The 18,886-nt window shown below is 61.0% G+C and carries 16 protein-coding genes; 4 read left to right on the top strand and 12 right to left on the bottom strand.

What is annotated here, in order from left to right; translation table 11 throughout:
- Positions 1–6 precede the first annotated feature (6 nt).
- Positions 7–1,209 carry an MFS transporter gene (locus tag KZO34_RS10600; RefSeq protein ID WP_219476299.1) on the top strand — a complete coding sequence of 401 codons (1,203 nt, stop codon included), beginning with the start codon at positions 7–9 and terminating at the stop codon, positions 1,207–1,209.
- A gap of 138 nt (positions 1,210–1,347) precedes the next feature.
- Here KZO34_RS10600 and KZO34_RS10595 read toward each other — a convergent pair whose 3' ends face one another.
- Positions 1,348–2,523: a type III PLP-dependent enzyme gene (locus KZO34_RS10595; protein ID WP_219476296.1), complete on the bottom strand. Its 1,176-nt coding sequence runs from the start codon at positions 2,521–2,523 to the stop codon at positions 1,348–1,350.
- A gap of 217 nt (positions 2,524–2,740) precedes the next feature.
- On the opposite strand from KZO34_RS10595, the gene KZO34_RS10590 reads away from it, so the two are divergent.
- Entirely contained in the window at positions 2,741–5,092 is a 2,352-nt protein-coding gene (locus tag KZO34_RS10590) for a fatty acid cis/trans isomerase (protein WP_219476295.1), read from the top strand.
- Positions 5,093–5,206: 114 nt separating this feature from the next.
- A complete protein-coding gene (locus KZO34_RS10585) occupies positions 5,207–6,055 on the top strand; it encodes a translation initiation factor eIF-2B (RefSeq protein WP_219476293.1) in 849 nt (282 codons plus the stop codon).
- On the opposite strand, the gene hrpB is transcribed toward KZO34_RS10585, so the two are convergent.
- The 7 genes from hrpB to KZO34_RS10550 form a co-directional block, all read right to left on the bottom strand.
- Positions 6,009–8,495: an ATP-dependent helicase HrpB gene (gene hrpB, locus KZO34_RS10580; RefSeq protein WP_219477282.1), complete on the bottom strand. Its 2,487-nt coding sequence runs from the start codon at positions 8,493–8,495 to the stop codon at positions 6,009–6,011. The two genes, KZO34_RS10585 and hrpB, sit on opposite strands and share 47 nt — an antisense overlap.
- A gap of 272 nt (positions 8,496–8,767) precedes the next feature.
- Complete coding sequence (locus tag KZO34_RS10575; RefSeq protein WP_219476291.1) at positions 8,768–9,979, bottom strand: YbfB/YjiJ family MFS transporter; 1,212 nt, start codon at positions 9,977–9,979, stop codon at positions 8,768–8,770.
- Positions 9,980–10,071: 92 nt separating this feature from the next.
- Positions 10,072–10,737: an SCO family protein gene (locus KZO34_RS10570; RefSeq protein ID WP_219476290.1), complete on the bottom strand. Its 666-nt coding sequence runs from the start codon at positions 10,735–10,737 to the stop codon at positions 10,072–10,074.
- Between the two features lie 41 nt (positions 10,738–10,778).
- Positions 10,779–11,699 (bottom strand): heme o synthase, encoded by a 921-nt coding sequence (gene cyoE, locus KZO34_RS10565; protein WP_219476289.1) that lies wholly within the window; start codon positions 11,697–11,699, stop codon positions 10,779–10,781.
- Positions 11,696–12,751 carry a COX15/CtaA family protein gene (locus tag KZO34_RS10560; RefSeq protein ID WP_219477281.1) on the bottom strand — a complete coding sequence of 352 codons (1,056 nt, stop codon included), beginning with the start codon at positions 12,749–12,751 and terminating at the stop codon, positions 11,696–11,698. Before KZO34_RS10560 ends, cyoE begins: the two co-directional genes overlap by 4 nt.
- A 64-nt stretch (positions 12,752–12,815) precedes the next feature.
- On the bottom strand, positions 12,816–13,460 hold the full coding sequence (locus tag KZO34_RS10555; RefSeq protein WP_257900254.1) for a hypothetical protein: 645 nt from the start codon (positions 13,458–13,460) through the stop codon (positions 12,816–12,818).
- Positions 13,441–14,178 carry an SURF1 family protein gene (locus KZO34_RS10550; protein WP_219476288.1) on the bottom strand — a complete coding sequence of 246 codons (738 nt, stop codon included), beginning with the start codon at positions 14,176–14,178 and terminating at the stop codon, positions 13,441–13,443. Before KZO34_RS10550 ends, KZO34_RS10555 begins: the two co-directional genes overlap by 20 nt.
- Positions 14,179–14,266: 88 nt before the next feature.
- On the opposite strand from KZO34_RS10550, the gene KZO34_RS10545 reads away from it, so the two are divergent.
- A complete protein-coding gene (locus KZO34_RS10545; RefSeq protein WP_219476287.1) occupies positions 14,267–14,470 on the top strand; it encodes a twin transmembrane helix small protein in 204 nt (67 codons plus the stop codon).
- Between the two features lie 10 nt (positions 14,471–14,480).
- Here the strand turns inward: KZO34_RS10545 and KZO34_RS10540 are convergent, their stop codons facing one another.
- Genes KZO34_RS10540 through coxB form a run of 4 tightly spaced genes read right to left on the bottom strand, consistent with a single transcriptional unit; the run spans position 14,481 to position 18,765 of the window.
- Entirely contained in the window at positions 14,481–15,368 is an 888-nt protein-coding gene (locus KZO34_RS10540; RefSeq protein ID WP_219476286.1) for a cytochrome c oxidase subunit 3, read from the bottom strand.
- A gap of 16 nt (positions 15,369–15,384) precedes the next feature.
- Positions 15,385–15,966: a cytochrome c oxidase assembly protein gene (locus KZO34_RS10535; protein ID WP_308318796.1), complete on the bottom strand. Its 582-nt coding sequence runs from the start codon at positions 15,964–15,966 to the stop codon at positions 15,385–15,387.
- Between the two features lie 33 nt (positions 15,967–15,999).
- The gene (gene ctaD, locus KZO34_RS10530; RefSeq protein ID WP_219476283.1) at positions 16,000–17,583 is read right to left on the bottom strand and encodes a cytochrome c oxidase subunit I; all 1,584 of its coding nucleotides are present in this window, start codon (positions 17,581–17,583) and stop codon (positions 16,000–16,002) included.
- A 57-nt stretch (positions 17,584–17,640) separates the two neighbouring features.
- A complete protein-coding gene (gene coxB, locus KZO34_RS10525; RefSeq protein WP_219476281.1) occupies positions 17,641–18,765 on the bottom strand; it encodes a cytochrome c oxidase subunit II in 1,125 nt (374 codons plus the stop codon).
- Between the last annotated feature and the right edge of the window lie 121 nt (positions 18,766–18,886).

Below are 18,886 nucleotides of genomic sequence, written 5' to 3'. Positions count from 1 at the left end.
TCGCCTGTGGCTGAAACCGGAGCCGCACCCGCACCGCCACCGCCAGCCCGATTGCTGCCGGTGGCGGTGTTGCTTTGGCTGGCCGGAGTGTACCTCCGGATACCGGTCCTGGTGGCGCCGCCACTGGCCCCCTTTATCAGCGACGAACTGGCCCTGTCCCAGGCCCTGACCGGCGCTCTGACCACCCTCCCGATCCTGATGCTCGCCGTGGGCTCCATGCCCGGTTCCCTGTCAATTGCTCGACTCGGACCACGCAATACCCTGGCCCTCGCCATGGTCATCATGGTCATCGGATCAGCAGGCCGCGGCCTGGTTCCCGATACCCTGACCCTGATGATTGCCAGTGCCGTCATGGGGTTGGGTGTCTCCATGATGCAACCGGCGTTGCCGGCATTGCTGCCCAGGTGGCTGGAGCCCCACCACCTGGCACTGGGTACGGCGATCTACATGAACGGCATGCTGATGGGCGAGTTCATCGGCGCCGGGATTACCCTGCCGGTGCTCATGCCGCTGCTGGACAACAGCTGGCGCGCGACACTGCTGGCCTGGTCGTTACCGGCGCTGCTGGTGGCCGCCGCACTGTTCCTGCCCAAGCGGGACCGGGCAAGACCCGTGCGCAACGTCGCCTGGCTACCTGACTGGAAAAATCCCCTCACCCTGCGCATCGGCCTGTTGCTCGGACTGTCCGGCTCTCTGTTCTTCGGCCTCAACGCCTACATGGGCAGCCTGTTACAGTACCAGGGCCAGTTCGACAAACTTCCGGATGCCCTGTTCTGGTACAACCTCGCCCAGGTCTTCGCCTCCCTGACCATGCTGAAAATGGCCCGCTACTGGGTCGGCCGCCGAAGCGTTATCGCCAGCCTCGCCAGCCTCGCCATCCTCGGTGCGATTGGTGCGGTCATATTGACCGGCTGGTGGTCCATCGTCAGCGCCACCCTGATGAGCCTGGTCGCCGGCATGCTGCTGATCCTCCTCGTGGCCATCCCCCCGCTGGTCGTCTCGTCCGCCGAAACCGGCCGCCTCTCCGCCGGCACCTTCCTGGTCGGCTACACCGTCGCCTTCTCCGTGCCCATGCTCGGCGGCGTCCTCGCCGACTGGACCGGTGACGCCCGCCACGCCCTGATGATGATGATCGCCTACGCCCTGCTGGTGTTACCCCTGGCGTTCACCCTGGACCTGGAACGAAAAAAGGCCCAACCCGAAAGCTGAACCTTGTTTAGGGAATCCTGCTCCCAAGCCAGAAGGCCGTGGGGTGGGGATGCTTTTCCGCCGGGGAAAAGATGTCTGAGCGAAGCGAGTTGTTTTCCCCAGAGGAAAAGCATCCCCGCCCCGCGGCCACCTCAGGTTTTAGATGTAGTAGTCCTTCAACGGAGGAAACCCGTTAAACTCCACCGCACTGTAAGTCGTGGTATAAGCCCCGGTGGACAGCCAGTACATCCGATCCCCGATCGCCAGATTCAGCGGCAACGGATACTTGTGATGCTCGTACATGATGTCCGCGCTGTCACAGGTCGGCCCCGCAATCACACAGTCCTCGCCTTCACCCACCTTGTCCGTCCAGATCGGAAACTTGATGGCCTCGTCCAGAGTCTCGATCAACCCGGAAAACTTGCCCACATCGGTGAACACCCAACGGTGCAGCGCCGTGCGCGACTTCCGCGAGATCAGCACCACCTCACTCACCAGCACGCCCGCATTGGAGATCAGCGAGCGCCCCGGCTCAATGATGATCTCCGGCAGATCCGCACCGAAATCCTCATGCAGGAACCGGGCAATCTCCTCAGCGTACACCTTCAGCTCATTGGTGCGGGTGATGTAGTTGGCCGGAAAACCGCCCCCCATATTGATCATCTTCAGCTCGATCCCATCTTCTTCCTTGAGACGTTCGAAAATCACCTTCACCTTGCTCAGCGCCGCATCCCAGGCACCGATCTCACGTTGCTGGGAACCCACGTGGAACGACACACCGTAGGGCACCAGGCCGAGATCACGGGCCAGGATCAGCAGGTCCATGGCCATGTCGGTCTGGCAGCCAAACTTGCGAGACAGCGGCCAGTCCGCCGTGAGCGTGCCTTCGGTCAGGATACGGACGTAAACCTTCGAGCCCGGGGCCGCCTTGGCAATGTTGCGCAGATCTGCTTCCGAATCGGTGGCAAACATTCGCACCCCCTTCTCGTAAAAGGTGCGAATGTCCTTGGCCTTCTTGATGGTGTTGCCGTAGCTGATGCGGTCACCGGTCACACCCAGGGCCAGTACCTTGTCCAGTTCGTACACCGACGCGATGTCGAAGCTTGCGCCCTTGTCCCGCAGCATGGTCAGAATCGGTTGGGCCGGATTGGCTTTCACCGCGTAGTAGACGTTGGCGTACGGGAATCCTTCCACCAGCTCGTTGTACTGGCGATCGATGGTGGCGGTGTCGATCACCACAAACGGCGTTTCCTTGCCATCAGCAAAGGCTTTGATCCGGTTGAAGGTCTCGGCATCGTAGTAATCGGCGACGTTGGCGTTGGCTGACTCGGTCATGAATGGTGTTTCCCTCCATGGGGCAAACAGGCGTAAAAAAGGGCGCTACAGCCTGGCTGCAGCCCCCCGGAATTGGCGCGATCATCGGGCTTTTTTTCAGGGTCGGATATGAGCATATCTACCCATAACGGAGAGGATCCGGCAAACTGGCTTGAGCCGCCAATTAACCCGGGGAAATCAGGGACTCAACTGGATGATTCATAAGGGAAGTAGCTGCATGGCAAGAGCACTGGCGATGGTTTTCTGTACCCTGGTTTTGCTCAGTGGTTGTGCCGAGAGTGTCTCTCCGCCCCAGACCCAGGCACTGCCAACCCCGGCTCAGGCACCCGTCCGTTTCAACGAAGACGTGCGACCGATACTGGAGGCCAAATGCCTGGCCTGCCACGGCTGCTACGACGCGCCGTGCCAGCTGAAAATGGAATACGCCGACGGACTGATTCGCGGCGCCCACCCCAAAGCGGTCTACGACGGCGGGCGACTGGAAAACCAGGCCACCACCCGTCTGGGGATTGATGCCGACACCGAACAGGAATGGCGAAGTCTGGGCTTCTATTCCGTACTCGCCCGCGGCGACCAGGCCCGCAGCCTGTTTGAAAACATGATCCGGCTCGGCAAGCGCCACGCTTTTGCCCCCAACAGCAAACTGCCCGAAGACATTGAGCTTGGCCTGGCCCGAAGCAATCAGTGTGTCAGCAATGAAAACTTTTCCGACTACGCCGCCGATCATCCGTACGAAGGCATGCCACTGGCAGTCGCTGACCTGACCGACGACGAGTACGCGACACTGACCGGCTGGCTGAACCAGGGCGCAGCCATCAGTCCACTGGTGATTGAGACAAGCGCCCGCGAGCAGGCCGACATCGACCGCTGGGAGAGCTGGCTCAACGGCGATTCCAGGCGTCAGAAGCTGCTCAGCCGCTGGCTGTACGAACACCTGTACCTCGCGCATCTGTATTTCCGGGATGCCGGCGCCGATACCCGATTCTTCGAACTCGTGCGATCGCACACCGCGCCGGGGCAACCAGTTGAAATTATCGCGACCCGACGACCCAATGACGCCCCGGATGGCCCGCTGTATTACCGGTTGCGGCCCGTCACCGGCAGCATTGTACACAAACGGCACATCACCTTCGCCTTTGGTCCCGAGCAATTTGAGCGAACGCGAAACCTGTTCGAGGCTACCGACTGGCAGGCGCAGAGTCTGCCCGACTACAGCCCGGCAAGCCGCGCCAACCCATTCGCCACGTTCGCAGCCATCCCGGCCAAAGCCCGCTATCAGTTCATGCTGGATAATGCGGAATACTTCACCCGCACCTTCATCCGCGGCCCCGTGTGCCGGGGCCAGATCGCCACCGACGTTATCCGGGATCATTTCTGGGCCGTGTTCCACGATCCCGAAGACGACCTGTTCATCACCGACCAGGACTATCGCCAGTCGGTGACATCGCTGCTTGCCCTGCCCGGGCAGGGCACCGATCTGCTGGATCTGGGCGAGAACTGGTTCCGCTACAAGGACAAGCGCAACCGCTATACCAAGCTGCGCAACGAGGCCTACCGCAACGCCTACCCCGAGGGCGCGTCACTGGGACAGATCTGGGACGGTGACGGCAACAACACCAATGCCCTGCTAACCATTTTCCGACACCACGACAATGCCTCGGTGCAGCGTGGGCTGATCGGACAGGTGCCATTGACCAGCTGGTGGATGGATTACCCGTTGTTCGAACGTACCTATTACCAGCTGGTAGTCAATTTTGATGTCTTCGGCACGGTGGCGCACCAGGCCCAGACCCGGCTTTACTTCGACCTGATCCGCAACGGCGGGGAGCAGAATTACCTGCGACTGATTCCGCCCGGCGAACGCAACCGGGTGCTGCAACGATGGTACCAGGGGACAGGCAACCTGAAACTGGACTTCAGCTACGCCAGCATGGAGAACACTGCCCCCTCTCAGGTCCCTTATGCGACCAGCGCCCATAACGAAGAACTGGGGGCCCGGCTGTTGCTTGAGTTCCACCAGCTGAATGCCGAACGAGACGATCCCATCAACCGTTGCGGTGGCAGTGATTGTGGTCGCAAGGACCAGCCCGAGTGGATCCAGCAGGCGGACCAGCATCTCTCGGTCCTGGCAGCCACGCGCGCGGAATTCCTGCCCGCAATCCGGTACCTACCGGACGTCACCTTTCTCAGGGTATGGAATGAACAGGGTGACCGCACGGTCTACACCCTGATCCGGGATCGCGCTCACAGTAATGTCGCCTTCATGTTCGGGGAGGACCTCCGTTACCAGCCGGACAAGGACCGCCTGACGGTGTACCCCGGCATTATCGGCAGCTACCCGAATTTCATGTTCGATGTCCCCGCCTCGCAACTTGAGCTGTTTACCAGCCAACTGCAGGCGCTGAAGGCGGAGGAGCAGGAGAGGTTCGACCGGATTGTGAGCCTCTGGGGGGTGCGCCGCACCCATCCAGAGTTCTGGGACACCCTGCACGACATCACCCGCTGGCAGCGGGAACATCAGCCGCTTCAGGCCGGCATCTTCGACATCAATCGCTTCAACAATCTCTAGCCCGGGTTGGGTTCCAGGTAATGGCGGGTTGTTTCTCGCGGGCCTTCAAAGGGCCCGATCATCGGGCAATCTGCTAGTCTTTTTAGACACCAGACGCAAACCACTGGAAATGCCATGCCCGACCATTCAACCAACCCGGTGCTGTTGAACCTCAAACACGATTACCGATCGGGCGCCACCCAGCTGGCGCTGCAAACCCTGCACGATCTGGCGGATTATGTGTACCACGCCCGGCCGGCCCCCGATGTGCTCGCCAATTTACTGGCCGAGCTGAGGCGGGCGCGGCCAAGTATGGTGGTGATCGGTAACGCCATTGATCGTGTGGAGCATCGCCTCAGCGTCACCAGTGACGAACCGTGGAATCTGGTCGAATCGGTACGGCGGGATCTGGAATCGGCGGCAAACCGAATGGTCGGGCACGCACTCGGCCAGATCAGCGAGGGGGCGGTGATCATGACCCACAGTGCCAGCTCCGTTGTTATCCGCCTGTTCCGGACACTGGTGGAACGGGGGGTAGCGTTCTCGGTGATCTGCACCCAGAGCAGTCCCGGACAGGAAGGCCATCTTCTGGCATCCACACTGAATGAGCTGGAAGTGCCGGTCACCCTGATTACCGACGCCCAAATGGCGCTGTTCACGGATCAGGCAGATCTGGTCATTACCGGGTGCGACAGCTGGCTGACCGACGGTCATTTTGTGAACAAGAGTGGTACCCACCTGCTGGCGCTGGCCGCGTACGTCCAAAACATCCCGTTCTGGGTATTGGCCGACACCTTCCGGGACAGTCAGGCCACGCGAGAGTCCGCACAACTGGAAGAGTTGCCGGCAACCGAACTGCAGGCGCCGGAAGGCAGGTGGATCACCGCTCGCAATATCTATTTCGAACCCGTACCAGAGCAGCTGGTCAGCGGACGGATCAGCGAACTGGGCGTTTTTTCGTCCCCTGCTGAGCTTCGGCGGTGAACGGGTCTTCCGGCCACGGATGTTTCGGGTATCGCCCGCGCATATCCTTGCGCACGTCGGGGTAGGCATTACGCCAGAAGCTGGCCAGATCCGCCGTAACCGCCAGCGGTCTCTTGGCCGGGGAGAGCAGGTGAATCACCACGGGAACCCGGCCGCCGGCCAGTCTCGGGGTTTCGGTCCAGCCGAACATCGCCTGCAGTTTCGCCGCCAGAACCGGTCCGTTGTCGGCGGTGTAATCCAGTGTGACCTTCTGGCCCGTAGGGATGGTCAGCGTTTTCGGGGCCAGCTCCTCCAGCCGCTGCTGTTGCGGATAATCCAGCAAGCTCTGCAATGCCGGGAGCAAATCCAGCCGCTGGAGATCCGCCCAACGCTGCAACCCCGCCAGAAAAGGCCCAAGCCAGCTCTCGAGGCTGGCCAGCAACGCAACGTTGCTGACATCCGGCCAGTCCTCCGGAGCGCCCTGGGCAAGCAACTGGACGCGGGCCTGCCACTGCCGGGCCGCCGCGGTCCAGGGCAGGCTGTCCAGACCCTTGCTTCGGACCGCGTTCAACAGGCCCTGCTGAATCAGCTCCGGGGCGGGTTGGGGCAGTGCCGTTTCCGTCAGCACGAGCTCCCCCAGCTTGCGAACTCGACGGGCAATCACGGTGCCCCGCCGGTCGTCCCAAACCGCTTCCTCACACGTCTTGATATGGGTTGCCAGATCCTGCTCCAGGTCCCGAACCTCCACTGGAGCCGCCAGATAGATGGTCGCCTCCCGGGATCTACCGTCCAGATCCGCGGCCACCAGCCAATCATGACGGGCCAGGGCATCGTCGTCCCTCAGAGTTGCGCCCTTGCCGTTGCTGAGCTGATACCGGGGGCCGTAGCCCGACCGACGCCGGCCAATCCGGTCCGGGTAGGCCTGGGCCAGCAGTCGGCCAACCTCGGTCTCGGTCGGCTCTGGTCCCGAATGATTCGACCCGTTCATGAGTCTTTTTGCGACCTGACGGATCGACTTCAGGCGGGCAGGGTCCAGATTCCGATGGCGGCCTTCGCCCCTGAGCACCCGAACCCGCTCGTGCAGATCGGCGCCCGCGCCCGGCCCCAGCAGATCCCGGTCACCGAGCAGCGCCGCCAGTTCCGCCGCCAACACAGGCAGGCCGAGCTGTTGTCCCCGCAGCACCATGTGCGCCAGGCGAGGGTGCACGCCCACCTCCCGCGTAGCCTTGCCATGGTCGGTAATGGCACCGTCCGCATCCAGCATATCCAGCCATTTCAGCAACGCGACAGCCTGCTGCCAGTGGGCCTCCGGTGGCGCATCAACCCACGCCACCTGGTCCGGGGTCCGGGCCCCCCACTGGGCCAGCTCCAGCACTACCGGCGCAAGATCCGCTTCCCGTATCTCCGGTGGCGTATAGTCCGCCAGTCCAAACTGCTCGGACTCGCTCCACAACCGGTAACATAATCCTGGCTCCACACGACCGGCCCGGCCCTTACGTTGCTCTGCCGAGGCTTTCGAGACCCGCCCGGTCACCAGTCGGGTCATGCCGCTGTTCGGATCGAACACCGCGCGCCGCTGCTGACCACTGTCGATCACGACCCGCACACCCTCGATGGTCAGACTGGTCTCGGCAATGGCGGTGGCCAGCACCACCTTGCGCTGGGCCTCCGGAGCCGGGGCGATGGCCCGATCCTGCTCGTCTGATTTAAGGTTGCCGTAGAGGGGCGTCACGAGCACATCGCCTGCTAATTGGCCCCGTAACCGCTGCTCGACTTTCCGGATTTCCCCGGCGCCGGGCAGGAACACCAGCACCGAGCCGGACTGGTCCTGAAGCGCCTCCTGCACCACAGCCGCCACCCGATCGACAATCCGGGTATGGCGCTCCTGAGACGGTGCCGGCCGATACAGGACCTCCACCGGAAACGCCCGGCCTTCGCTGCGAATGATCGGCACATCCCCTAGCACTCTGGCAATTGGCCCGGTATCGAGGGTCGCCGACATTACCAGAAGCCGCAAATCTTGCCGCAGCGCCTCCTGCGACTCCCGCACCAGTGCCAGACCCAGGTCGGCCTGCAAGGATCGCTCATGGAATTCGTCAAACAACACCGCGGCGTAATCCTCAAGCGTCGGGTCGGACTGGATTAACCGGGTCAGAATACCCTCGGTCACGACCTCGATGCGCGTGGCGGCGGAGATTTTGGTGTCCAGCCGGGTTCGATACCCCACAGTCTGCCCCGGTTTCTCTCCCAACTGCCCGGCCATGAACCGGGCCGCGGACCGCGCCGCCAGTCGTCTCGGCTCGAGCATCAGAATCTTGCGTTCGTCCCGCCAGGGTGCATCGAGCAGAGCCAAGGGAACCCGGGTGGTCTTGCCGGCACCCGGAGGCGCCTGTAGGAGTGCCGTGGTGGTTTGTTCCAGAGTTTGTTTTAGCTCGGGGAGTATTTGGTCTATTGGGAGCACGTTGGTCTGGCTTCGTTCAGGATTGCCGGGTTTGGGGGAGGGGCACGGGGTAATTTGAATTACCCCCATACCCTTATTGAACTCCAGTTGTCGCTACAGGTTATCACGGACGAAACCAATCTCTTCCTTTCATCTTTTAAGATATCGGTATTGTCAGCTAGAGCGGGGTGGTGGAGTATTTTTCCGCCAGAAATGGATGTCTGAGCGCAGCGAGTTCCATTTCCAAGGTAAAATACCCCACCACCCCGATCAATCACCCAACCCCAGCAGTCCTACAAAGACCGCCCATGCCAATCCTCAGCCTGAGGCACTAAAAACACGAATACCAAGCCAAACGCCAGAGCCACCACCCCAATACCGAACGCCGACCCCAGAGTACCGCCCATATCCAGCCACTGTTTCGTCAACCAGGGCCCGACCATCTGGGTGAAGCCGTAGAGCGCCACCATGGCCGCGGATAACCGCGGGCCCTGGTGCGGATGGAGCGCCCGGCCAATGCGCTGGGTCAGCAGCACCGTGCCCAGGAACGTGCTGCCCACCAGGGCCGCACAGAGTAAAAGGCCGACAGCCCCGGGCCAGAGCACAGCGGCCAGGACACCCAACAACTGAATCACGAAATTCAGCTTGAGCGCCGGGAGATCGCCGATCTTCGCGCCAAGTTTGTTCCAGATCCATGGCGCAGGCATGGTAAACAAAGCCACGATGAGCCAGGCACCATCGATCATCCAGTGATTCCGGGGCAGCTCCAAGGTCGCCAGCAGGGGCAGGAAAGTCATGGGCAGGATATATCCGAGGCCCGCTCCGGCGTAGGACAGGAACAGGGGTATACTGGCCCGGTCCAGTAACGGCGTGGTGTCGACCGCGTTACCGGCGGTGTTCTGAGGCCGGACCGGGACCTCCAGCTTCATCAGCTTGACCGCTCCCCACCAGGCCAGCGGAATGGACAGCAGGGCCGCCGGCCACCAGCGTTCAGCACCCTCCAGCCAATGCGCACTGCCAGTAACCAGGCCACTGGAAACCAGAAGGCCAAGCCCGACACCTATGTATACCAATCCGCTCATGGCGGCGCGGTTGCGAAGTACCAGCCATTCAAGGATCAACGCCGGGGCATGAACGAATACCATGCCGTTGGCGACCCCGTTGAGCCAGCGACTGGCCGAGATCAGGGGCAGGTTGTCGATCTGGGTCACCAGCAAGGTGGTAAGGACATGAACCGCAAGCGCAACCGGCAACAGGATCCGGATCTGGTCGATCCGGTGCCACCGGATGGCCAGCAGAGCGCCCATCAGGTAGCCCAGATAATTCCAGGTTGCCACGGCCGCGCCTTCCGCGGCACCAAACTGGCCGTCCTCGACCAGATAGGGCAGCAACGGTGTATAGATAAATCGTCCCAGGCCATGGACGACCATCAGCACGATCGCTCCGGCCGCGAGCACGGAAAACAGTTGGCGCGGTGTGGTACAGCTCTGGGGATTGGAAGGCATTGGCTCGGCTCGTGGTTGAACAGCCGGAGAGTCTAGGCCACAACGGGCCGCCTGTCAGTTTGACCTTGGCCGCAGAACGCCAACCCTCGCGGTCAGGAGTTCGCGTTCAGGCGATTGTCCCGGGCCCACTCGTAGATCCGTTCGAAGGCCTCCGCGAGGGCTTCGGGATCGTGGGGCGGCTGAATGACCGCGGCCAGTTTGCCCTCCGGGTTCAAGAGCGCGAAGTGGCCACTGTGGTCGACCAGCAACTCGCCATCGACCTGACGATGGACAAATACCGCATTCAGGCTCTTGGCGAGAGCCCGCAGGGTCTCCAGATCGCCGGTGAGACCGTGGAAGTGGTCCCCGAAGAAGTCGGTGTAGGCCTTGAGCTTTGCCGGAGTGTCGTGTTCCGGATCAGCGCTGACCAGGAGGTAATCCGGTTGTGGCAATTCGTTCGACAGCAGTTGGTCGGTGCGCCTGAGGTTGGCCATGGCGGCCGGACAGATGTCCGGACAGTTAGTGTAACCCACAAACGCGAAGGTCCAGCGCCCCCGGAGGCTTTCCCGGGTGACGGTTTCACCTTTCTCATTGGTCAGTGAGAACTCCGCCAACTCCCGGGGCTGGTCATACACATAGGTGTTGAGTTCGGCCAGCTCCGGCGCCGGTTCCGGCTCCTGGCCACCAACCAGGTAGACCTGCCGCCCGATCACCAGCCCGAAAATCAGCACCACCAACATCAACAACGAGAACAGGGTCAGGCGAATCGAGCGGTTCATCGGGGTTCCAATACCATGGTCAGAGAAGCACACCGTCTAGGTCAGAAGAATACAAAATGATCCACCAGCAAAACCACAAACAGTGCCATCAGATAGGTGATGGAGTATTTGAAGGTATTCAGCGCCACCCGGCGGTCGTCGCCTTTGAGCAGTCGAACGGCATATTGCAGGAAACGGAGGCCCAGGGCCAGGGCGCCGATCAGGTAGATACCGCCGGACATTCCGGTGACGAACGGCAGCAGGCTGACCGCCAATAACATGAAGGTATACAGCAGGATGTGCAATTCCGTGTACTTGTTGCCGTGAGTTACCGGCAGCATGGGAATGCCGGCCTTGGCGTACTCCTCCTTGCGATGGATCGCCAGGGCCCAGAAGTGCGGCGGGGTCCAGGCAAAAATGATCAGGACCAGCAGCAGGGCGTGGCCTTCCACCTGGCCAGTGACCGCGGTCCAGCCCAGCAATGGCGGCATGGCACCAGCCAACCCGCCAATGGTGATGTTCTGCGGCGTCGCACGCTTGAGAAACAGCGTGTAAACGCCGGCATAGCCCACCAGTGACGCGAGGGTCAGCCAGGCCGTCAATTCATTCACCTGCCACATCAACACCGCCATGCCGACGCTGGCGAGAATGGTCGCAAACAGGATGGCATCCACCGGGGCAATCTTGCCGATCGCCACCGGGCGCTTGCGGGTACGGGCCATAACGGTATCGATTTTCTGGTCAACCACATGGTTGACCACCGCTGCGGCACCCGCCAGCAAGGCGATACCAAGATTACCGTACAGGAGGACGTCCCAGCCCGGAACTCCCGGTGCGGCCAGCAGCATGCCGATCACCGAGGTCAGGATCATCAGCGCGACCACCCGGGGCTTGGTCAGCTCCAGGTAATCCCGCCAGGAAATGGATCTGCTGGATTCGCTTTCAGTGGTCTGGGCCGGCAATGCTTCCACTCGCTCACTCATGCCGTAACCTCCCGGTTCATTGTTGTTGTGTGTGTTGCATCGGCGCTGTGCGCCTGTGGTAATCGATGGTGCTGCCAGATCAGGTGGACGACGGACAGTAGCAGCCCGGCCCCCATGGCATTGTGGGCGACCGCAATGCCCAGCGGAATGTGCAGTATCACGTTGGCCAGCCCCAGGGCGATCTGGGCACCAAGGACCAATGCCACCAGGCCGATCGGACCAGAGAGGCCAGACAGGTGCCGGCGGCGCCACATCAGAGACAGTAAAATGGCAAAGTACCCCAGCACGATCATCGCCCCGAGGCGGTGGGTCAGGTGAATGGCCACCCGGCCATCGGCGGTCAGCTGCCCCCCCAGGTAATTGGGGCCGACGTGCTGGGTAACATCAAAGCCGTGTTGGAAATCCATGCCCTCCGGCCACCACTGACCCTGGCACGTGGGCAGGTCGGTACAGGCCACCGCCGCGTAGTTGGCGGCGGTCCAGGCTCCGAGCGCAATCTGCATCACGATCAAAACAAGCCCACCGTACAGCCAGGGACGAAACGCCGTCAGGGCGGATTGGTCTTTGACGGCTCGGCCTTGCCCGGACCGGCCGCGAAGCCGGAGTGTCAGCAAGGTCAGGAGGGTCAGGGTGGTGAATCCGCCAAGCAGATGCATGGCGACGACCTGGGGCCAGAGCTTGAGCGTGACCGTCCACATGCCAAAGGCACCCTGGAGAATGATAAACCCGGCGATGAACAGGGGCAGTTTCACCGGCACGCCGGTTCTACGATGCCGGACGGCGTAAGCCGCAAGTCCGAAGACCACGAGGCCGAGGGTGCCGGCGGCGTAGCGATGAATCATTTCCGGCCAGCCTTTCTCCACATCCACCGGCGTTTCCGGGAAACGGGCATTGGCAATGGCAATACTGGATTCACTCTGGGGCACGGTCAGAAAGCCGTAGCAGCCGGGCCAGTCCGGGCAGCCAAGGCCGGCATGGACCAGCCGGGTCCAGGCCCCAAGCATGATCACCACCACCGCCAGGCAGGTGGCGAACAGCGCCCAGTTTGCCATACGACGGGCGTGGGGAGATGGCACGGAATGCTGCTGATTCAAAACCGAATCCTCCGGGCGTTGCTCATCCGATCTGGGAGATCTTGAGCAGATGCTTGAGGTCCTCAAGCATCTGTTTGCCGGTGTTCTCCGCCCCGTAATGCATCATCAGGTTGCCAAACGGGTCCACCAGCAGGATTCGGGATTCGGACTCGGGATTAATTCCAGCCGGCCAGTCCGGCGACGTGCCCGGCGCCGGCGTCAGTCGCTCCATAAGGCTGTACTCGTCCTGCCAACGGCCGGCAAGATCCTCCGGCACACTGCCCAGCACAGCCGCACGGGACACCCGGTTGGCGTTCTTGCCCAGGGCAATATTGACCTGCCGAGCCAGGTAGAGCAGTTCTTCGCATTCGCTGCCACACCCACCGGCCACCACCATCAGCATCCACTCGGGCTCGGCCTTATCCGCCCCGAACCGGTCTGCCAGGGGCTCACCCGACGCGGTTTCAAGATTAAGCGTCTGGACCGGCACCACCGGCTGGATCAGAGTGCCATTATTGGTATGGCCAGCCGGGTTCAGCCAGCCGGTGTAAAACATAACGGTGGCAAAGATCATCGGTCCAAAACCGATAGCAAACAGCAGAAGAGCGGTACGCCGACCCCGCCGGATTTGGTCCCGAGAGGGGCCGTCGTTCTGGTCAGGTATCCGGTTAGCCATTGTCATTGTCATTATTGGCTCCTGTCTTTCGGTAACTCGCGACTACCGTCAATATACTCAGTACAACCGCCAGCGCAAACCATTGAGTGGCGTATCCGTAATGGGTTTGCGGCCCCATCAGGTCCGGCGCCCAGTCGGCGCGAAAGGCGCCAGGCTGATCGCTGCCCGCCAATCTCACTATTGCCCCGGGTAATTCCGGGAATTCCGCCCTGGCAATCGCCCCAGGCAAACTCTGAACCCTTCGGGGCCAGCCTTCGGGCGATGCTGCCTGGTCCACCAGCACCGGCGGTTCCGGGTAGTCACTCAACCGGCCTGTCAGCTCCAGTACCCCGTCAGGGGTGACCACAACCGGCAATTGGGCACGGGTTCTGGGCGCCTGCACCCAGCCACGATTCACCACCACTGCCGGCCCTTGCAAGGGATGGAATACCGTCAGGACTTCATAACCCGGAATCCCGTCCCGGGTTCGGTTGTCCAGCAGCCAGCTGCGCTCGCCATACCGGCCTGTGAGGGCGACTGGGCGGCCCGAATCCAGCCCTTGGCGGACCAGTTCAGTCCACTCCAGATCCAGCGCATCCTGCTGCCACTGATCCAGCATCTGTTGTTTCTGCCCTGCCCGGTCCAGCTGCCAGAGCCCCAGTCCGATCAACAGCGGCAGGAACAGACCGGTAAAAAGCATCAGCCGCCAATCGAACTGCCAGTGACGACGTTGGCCCTGCGGATCAGACATGCTCTGCTATAGTGACCTCTGAGGTTGCAGGCGTTGCGTGGATTCCACCTGCTTGCCAGCCAAAATGCCAAAAACTCCGGAAAATCCCATGCTCAAAGCCGTAATCGTAGTCCTGATGCTGGCGGTGATTGTCAGTCTGTTCAGCGGCCTGTTCTTTCTCATCAAGGATGGCGGAAAAACCAATCGGGTAGTGAACTCCCTGGCGGTCCGGGTGACGCTTAGCATACTGCTCCTGGCGGTGATTCTGATTGCACTCTGGCAGGGCGCCCTGACACTGAATCCGACGCCCTGACCTGCCTCACTCAAAGGATGTAAACGAAGACAAACAGGCCCAGCCAGACCACATCCACAAAGTGCCAGTACCAGGCCGCCGCTTCAAAACCAAAGTGGTTGTCGGCAGTGAAGTGCCCCTTAGTGATGCGAACCAGCATTATGATCAGCATCAGTGACCCCAGCATCACGTGGGCACCGTGGAAGCCAGTCAACATGAAAAACGTGCTGCCGTATATGCCGGACTGCAGGGTCAGGTCCAGATCCTGGTAGGCATGCATGTACTCGTAACCCTGGACGAACAAAAACACCAGGGCGAGAGCGATGGTCAGGCCGAGCCAGAGTTTGGTCTTGGCCCGGTTGCCCGCCTTCAGGGCGTGATGGGCAACGGTAATGGTGAACGAGGAAGTCACCAGCAAAATCGTGTTCATCAGGGGCAGACCCCAGGCGCTGATGACCTCTTTGGGCCCGGGATAAGCTTCCGGATCCGGGTTGTTGACCAGCGGCCAGGTGGCCTGAAAACCTTCCCACAGCATGTTGGAGCTGCCGCGATCACCTTCGCCTCCGAGCCAGGGCACGGCAAAGACCCGGGCGTAGAACAGGGCGCCGAAGAACGCGGCAAAGAACATCACCTCGGAAAAGATGAACCAGCTCATGCCCCAACGAAACGACCGGTCCATCTGCGGGCTGTACAGCCCGGACCGGCTCTCCCGGATAACATTGCCAAACCAGCCGAACAGCATGTACGCCATGATCAGTGCGCCAATCAGGAACATCACCCAGGAGCCGGTCGTACTTTCGCCCTGATTGCTGTTGACCATGATCGAGGCCACACCGTACAGGGTCACACCCAGGCCGACGGTGGCAATGATCGGCCATTTGCTCTGTTCCGGAACGTAATAGGTCTGGTTATCCGCCATGACAATCTCCGATGGCTTAGCCGTTTTCGTTTGTTGTTGTGATTGGTCGAACCGGCCCTGAGACCTTCGCCTGTTGACTCTGATCGTACAGGGTATAGGACAGGGTCAGCTTGGTTATGTGTTCTGGCAGGTCCCGGTCAACAATGAACACCAGGGGCATTTCGGTACTTTCACCGGCTGCCAGGGGTTGCTGGTTAAAACAGAAACACTCGGTCTTGTGGAAATACAGCGTGCCTTCCGAGGGCGAGAGACTGGGAACGGCCTGACCGACCATGGCCTCGGCCGTCGGGTTCTGGGCAAAGAAATTCACCGTGACCGGTTCTCCGGGATGGACGTCAATACTCCGGGTCACGGGCCGGAAGGTCCAGGGCATACCCGGGCCATTCTGGGCCAGGAACTGAACCTGTACCTTGCGGGTGACATCGGCGTCGGCGCCCACCGGCGCCTCATACCGGCCACCGGTCTTGCCATTAATTCCAGTGAGCTCGCAGAACACGTCGTACAAGGGCACCAGGGCGAAGCCAAAGGCGAACATGCCAACCACCCCCGCAACGCACCAGGAAATGACCCGCGCATTGCTGCGCGCGGGTCTTGCCACTGACGACCGCTGCTCGTCCACCCGGCGCCTCGCTTACTTCACTTCCGGTGGTGTGGCGAAGGTGTGGTAAGGCGCCGGCGAGGGCACCGTCCATTCAAGACCTTCGGCCCCGTCCCAGGGCTGAGCCGCCGCCTTCTTACCGCCACGAACGCATTTCACCACGATCAGCAGGAACAGCAACTGGGTGGCCCCGAACATGAAGGCACCGATACTGGAGACCATGTTGAAATCAGCAAACTGCAGGGCGTAGTCCGGAATCCGGCGCGGCATGCCGGCCAGGCCCAGGAAGTGCATGGGGAAGAAGGCGAGGTTCATGCCAATGAACGACAACCAGAAATGCGTCTTGGCCAGGGTTTCGTCGTACATGTGGCCGGTCCATTTCGGCAGCCAGAAGTACGCCGAGGCAAAGATGCCGAAGATGGCGCCCGGGACCAGTACGTAGTGGAAATGGGCCACCACGAAGTAGGTGTCATGGTACTGGAAATCGGCCGGGGCGATGGCCAGCATCAGACCGGAAAAGCCACCAATGGTAAACAGGATCACGAACGCCACCGCAAACAGCATCGGCGCCTCGAAACTCAGTGCGCCGCGGAACATGGTGGCCACCCAGTTGAACACCTTCACCCCGGTGGGCACCGCAATCAGCATGGTGGCGTACATGAAGAACAGCTGGCCGGCGATGGGAATGCCCACGGTGAACATGTGGTGGGCCCAGACCACGAAGGACAGCAGCGCAATCGCACCCACGGCATAGACCATAGACGCGTAGCCGAACAGTGGCTTGCGGGAGAACGCCGGTATGATGTGCGACACCGCCCCGAACGCGGGCAGGATCATGATGTAGACCTCGGGGTGCCCGAAGAACCAGAACACATGCTGGAACAGGACCGGGTCACCACCGCCGGAGGCATCAAAGAAGCTGGTGCCGAAGTTGATGTCCATCAGCATCATGGTTACGACCCCGGCCAGCACCGGCATGACCGCGATCAGCAGGAAGGCGGTGATCAGCCAGGTCCAGACAAACAGGGGCATCTTCATCAGGGTCATGCCCGGAGCCCGAAGGTTCAGGATGGTGGCAATGACGTTGATGGCGCCCATGATCGAGGAAATCCCCATGATATGGACGGCAAAGATAAAGAAGGTGGTACTGGGCGGCCCGTAGGTCGTCGAGAGGGGCGCGTAGAAGGTCCAGCCGAAGTTGGGTGCACCACCTTCCATGAAGAGGGTGGAAACCAGAATCAGGAAGGCACAGGGCAGCAGCCAGAAGCTCCAGTTATTCATCCGTGGAAGTGCCATGTCTGGCGCGCCGATCATCAGCGGAATCATCCAGTTTGCCAGACCGACAAAGGCCGGCATCACCGCACCGAAGACCATGATCAGGCCGTGCATCGTGGTCATCTGGTTGAAGAATTCCGGCTGCACGATTTGCAGCCCGGGCTGGAAAAGTTCTGCCCGGATGACCATGGCCATGGTTCCGCCCAGCAGGAACATGGCGAAACTGAATATCAGGTACATGGTCCCGATATCCTTGTGGTTCGTGGTCAACAGCCATCGGCTGAAACCTTTTGCCGGGCCGTGATGATGATCCTGGGCGTGGGTATCTGCAACCGCACTCATGAAAACCCCCGTTACCGCCATTTATTGTGGCTGGTGATATCTGTTATCTGGCGTTGATTACTGCTGGTTCTTGTAATCAAAAATTTCTTTGGGCGTGACCATTTCACCGGTGTTGTTACCCCAGGCGTTACGCTCGTAGGTAATCACCGCGGCCAGGTCCACCTCGCTCAACTGGTTGCCGAACGCCTGCATCGACGTACCGGACTTGCCGTTCACCACGATGTCGATGTGGGCGGCCATGTCTTCGGTCGCAATCGCACTGCCCTTGAGCGCCGGGAACGCCGGGGGCGCACCGCTACCGTCGGCCTGGTGGCAGGCGGCACAGGCGGTTTGATAGGCCTTCTCGCCCCGTTCCATCAGCTCGGCCATGCTCCAGTCTTTCTGGGTCAGCTCGCGCTCTTTCTCGGCGGCGGCTTTCTGCTCCGCAACCCAGGTGTTGTATTCCTCTTCGGGAACGGCCTTCACCACCACCGGCATGAAGCCATGATCCTTGCCGCACAGTTCGGTGCACTGGCCACGATAGGTGCCGGGCTCGTCCACCCGGGTCCAGGTTTCGTTGATGAAGCCGGGGATGGCGTCCTTCTTGACGCCAAAGTCCGGCACCCACCAGGAATGGATGACGTCATTGGCAGTCAGCAGGAAACGGACCTTTTTACCAACGGGAATAATCAGGGGGTTGTCCACTTCCAGCAGGTAGTTCTCGCCCTTGGCCTGCCGGTTGTTGATCTGTGCACGGGGCGTGGCGAGGTTGGAGAAGTAGCCAAAGTCCTCGTTGATGTACTCGTACTGCCACTTCCACTGGTAGCCCGTGACCTTGATATCGACGTCGGACTCGTCCGTATCGTACATATCGACCAGGGTGGCGGTGGCCGGAATGGCCATGACCACGAGAATGACAAACGGAATGATGGTCCAGAGAATCTCCACCAGGGTGTTCTCATGAAAATTCGCAGGCTTGTAGCCCTGGGATTTTCGGTGGGCAAAGATGGACCAGAACATAACCCCGAATACCACGACGCCGATGGCGACGCAGATCCAGAGAATGATCATGTGAAGGCTGAATATCTCGTTACTGGTGCCGGTTACCCCCGGGGTCATGTTCAGAGTCCAGTCCGCCATGGACCAGGCGGGGAACATCAGACCGCCTAAAAGGGCACCTGCCCGCTGAGCGTGCACGCGCATACTGTGTCTCCACAGAGTGTTATTCTTGTCGGATTTGCGTTATCCCTCTGATCTTCCCGGCGCTCGCATACACCTGAAAAGCCAGAGTGGAAGCCTGCTTATGGATACCTCACAGTCGAGT

Source organism: Marinobacter sp. F4206, from assembly GCF_019392195.1.
Taxonomy (GTDB): domain Bacteria; phylum Pseudomonadota; class Gammaproteobacteria; order Pseudomonadales; family Oleiphilaceae; genus Marinobacter.
This window is presented reverse-complemented; position numbering and strand designations above follow the sequence as displayed.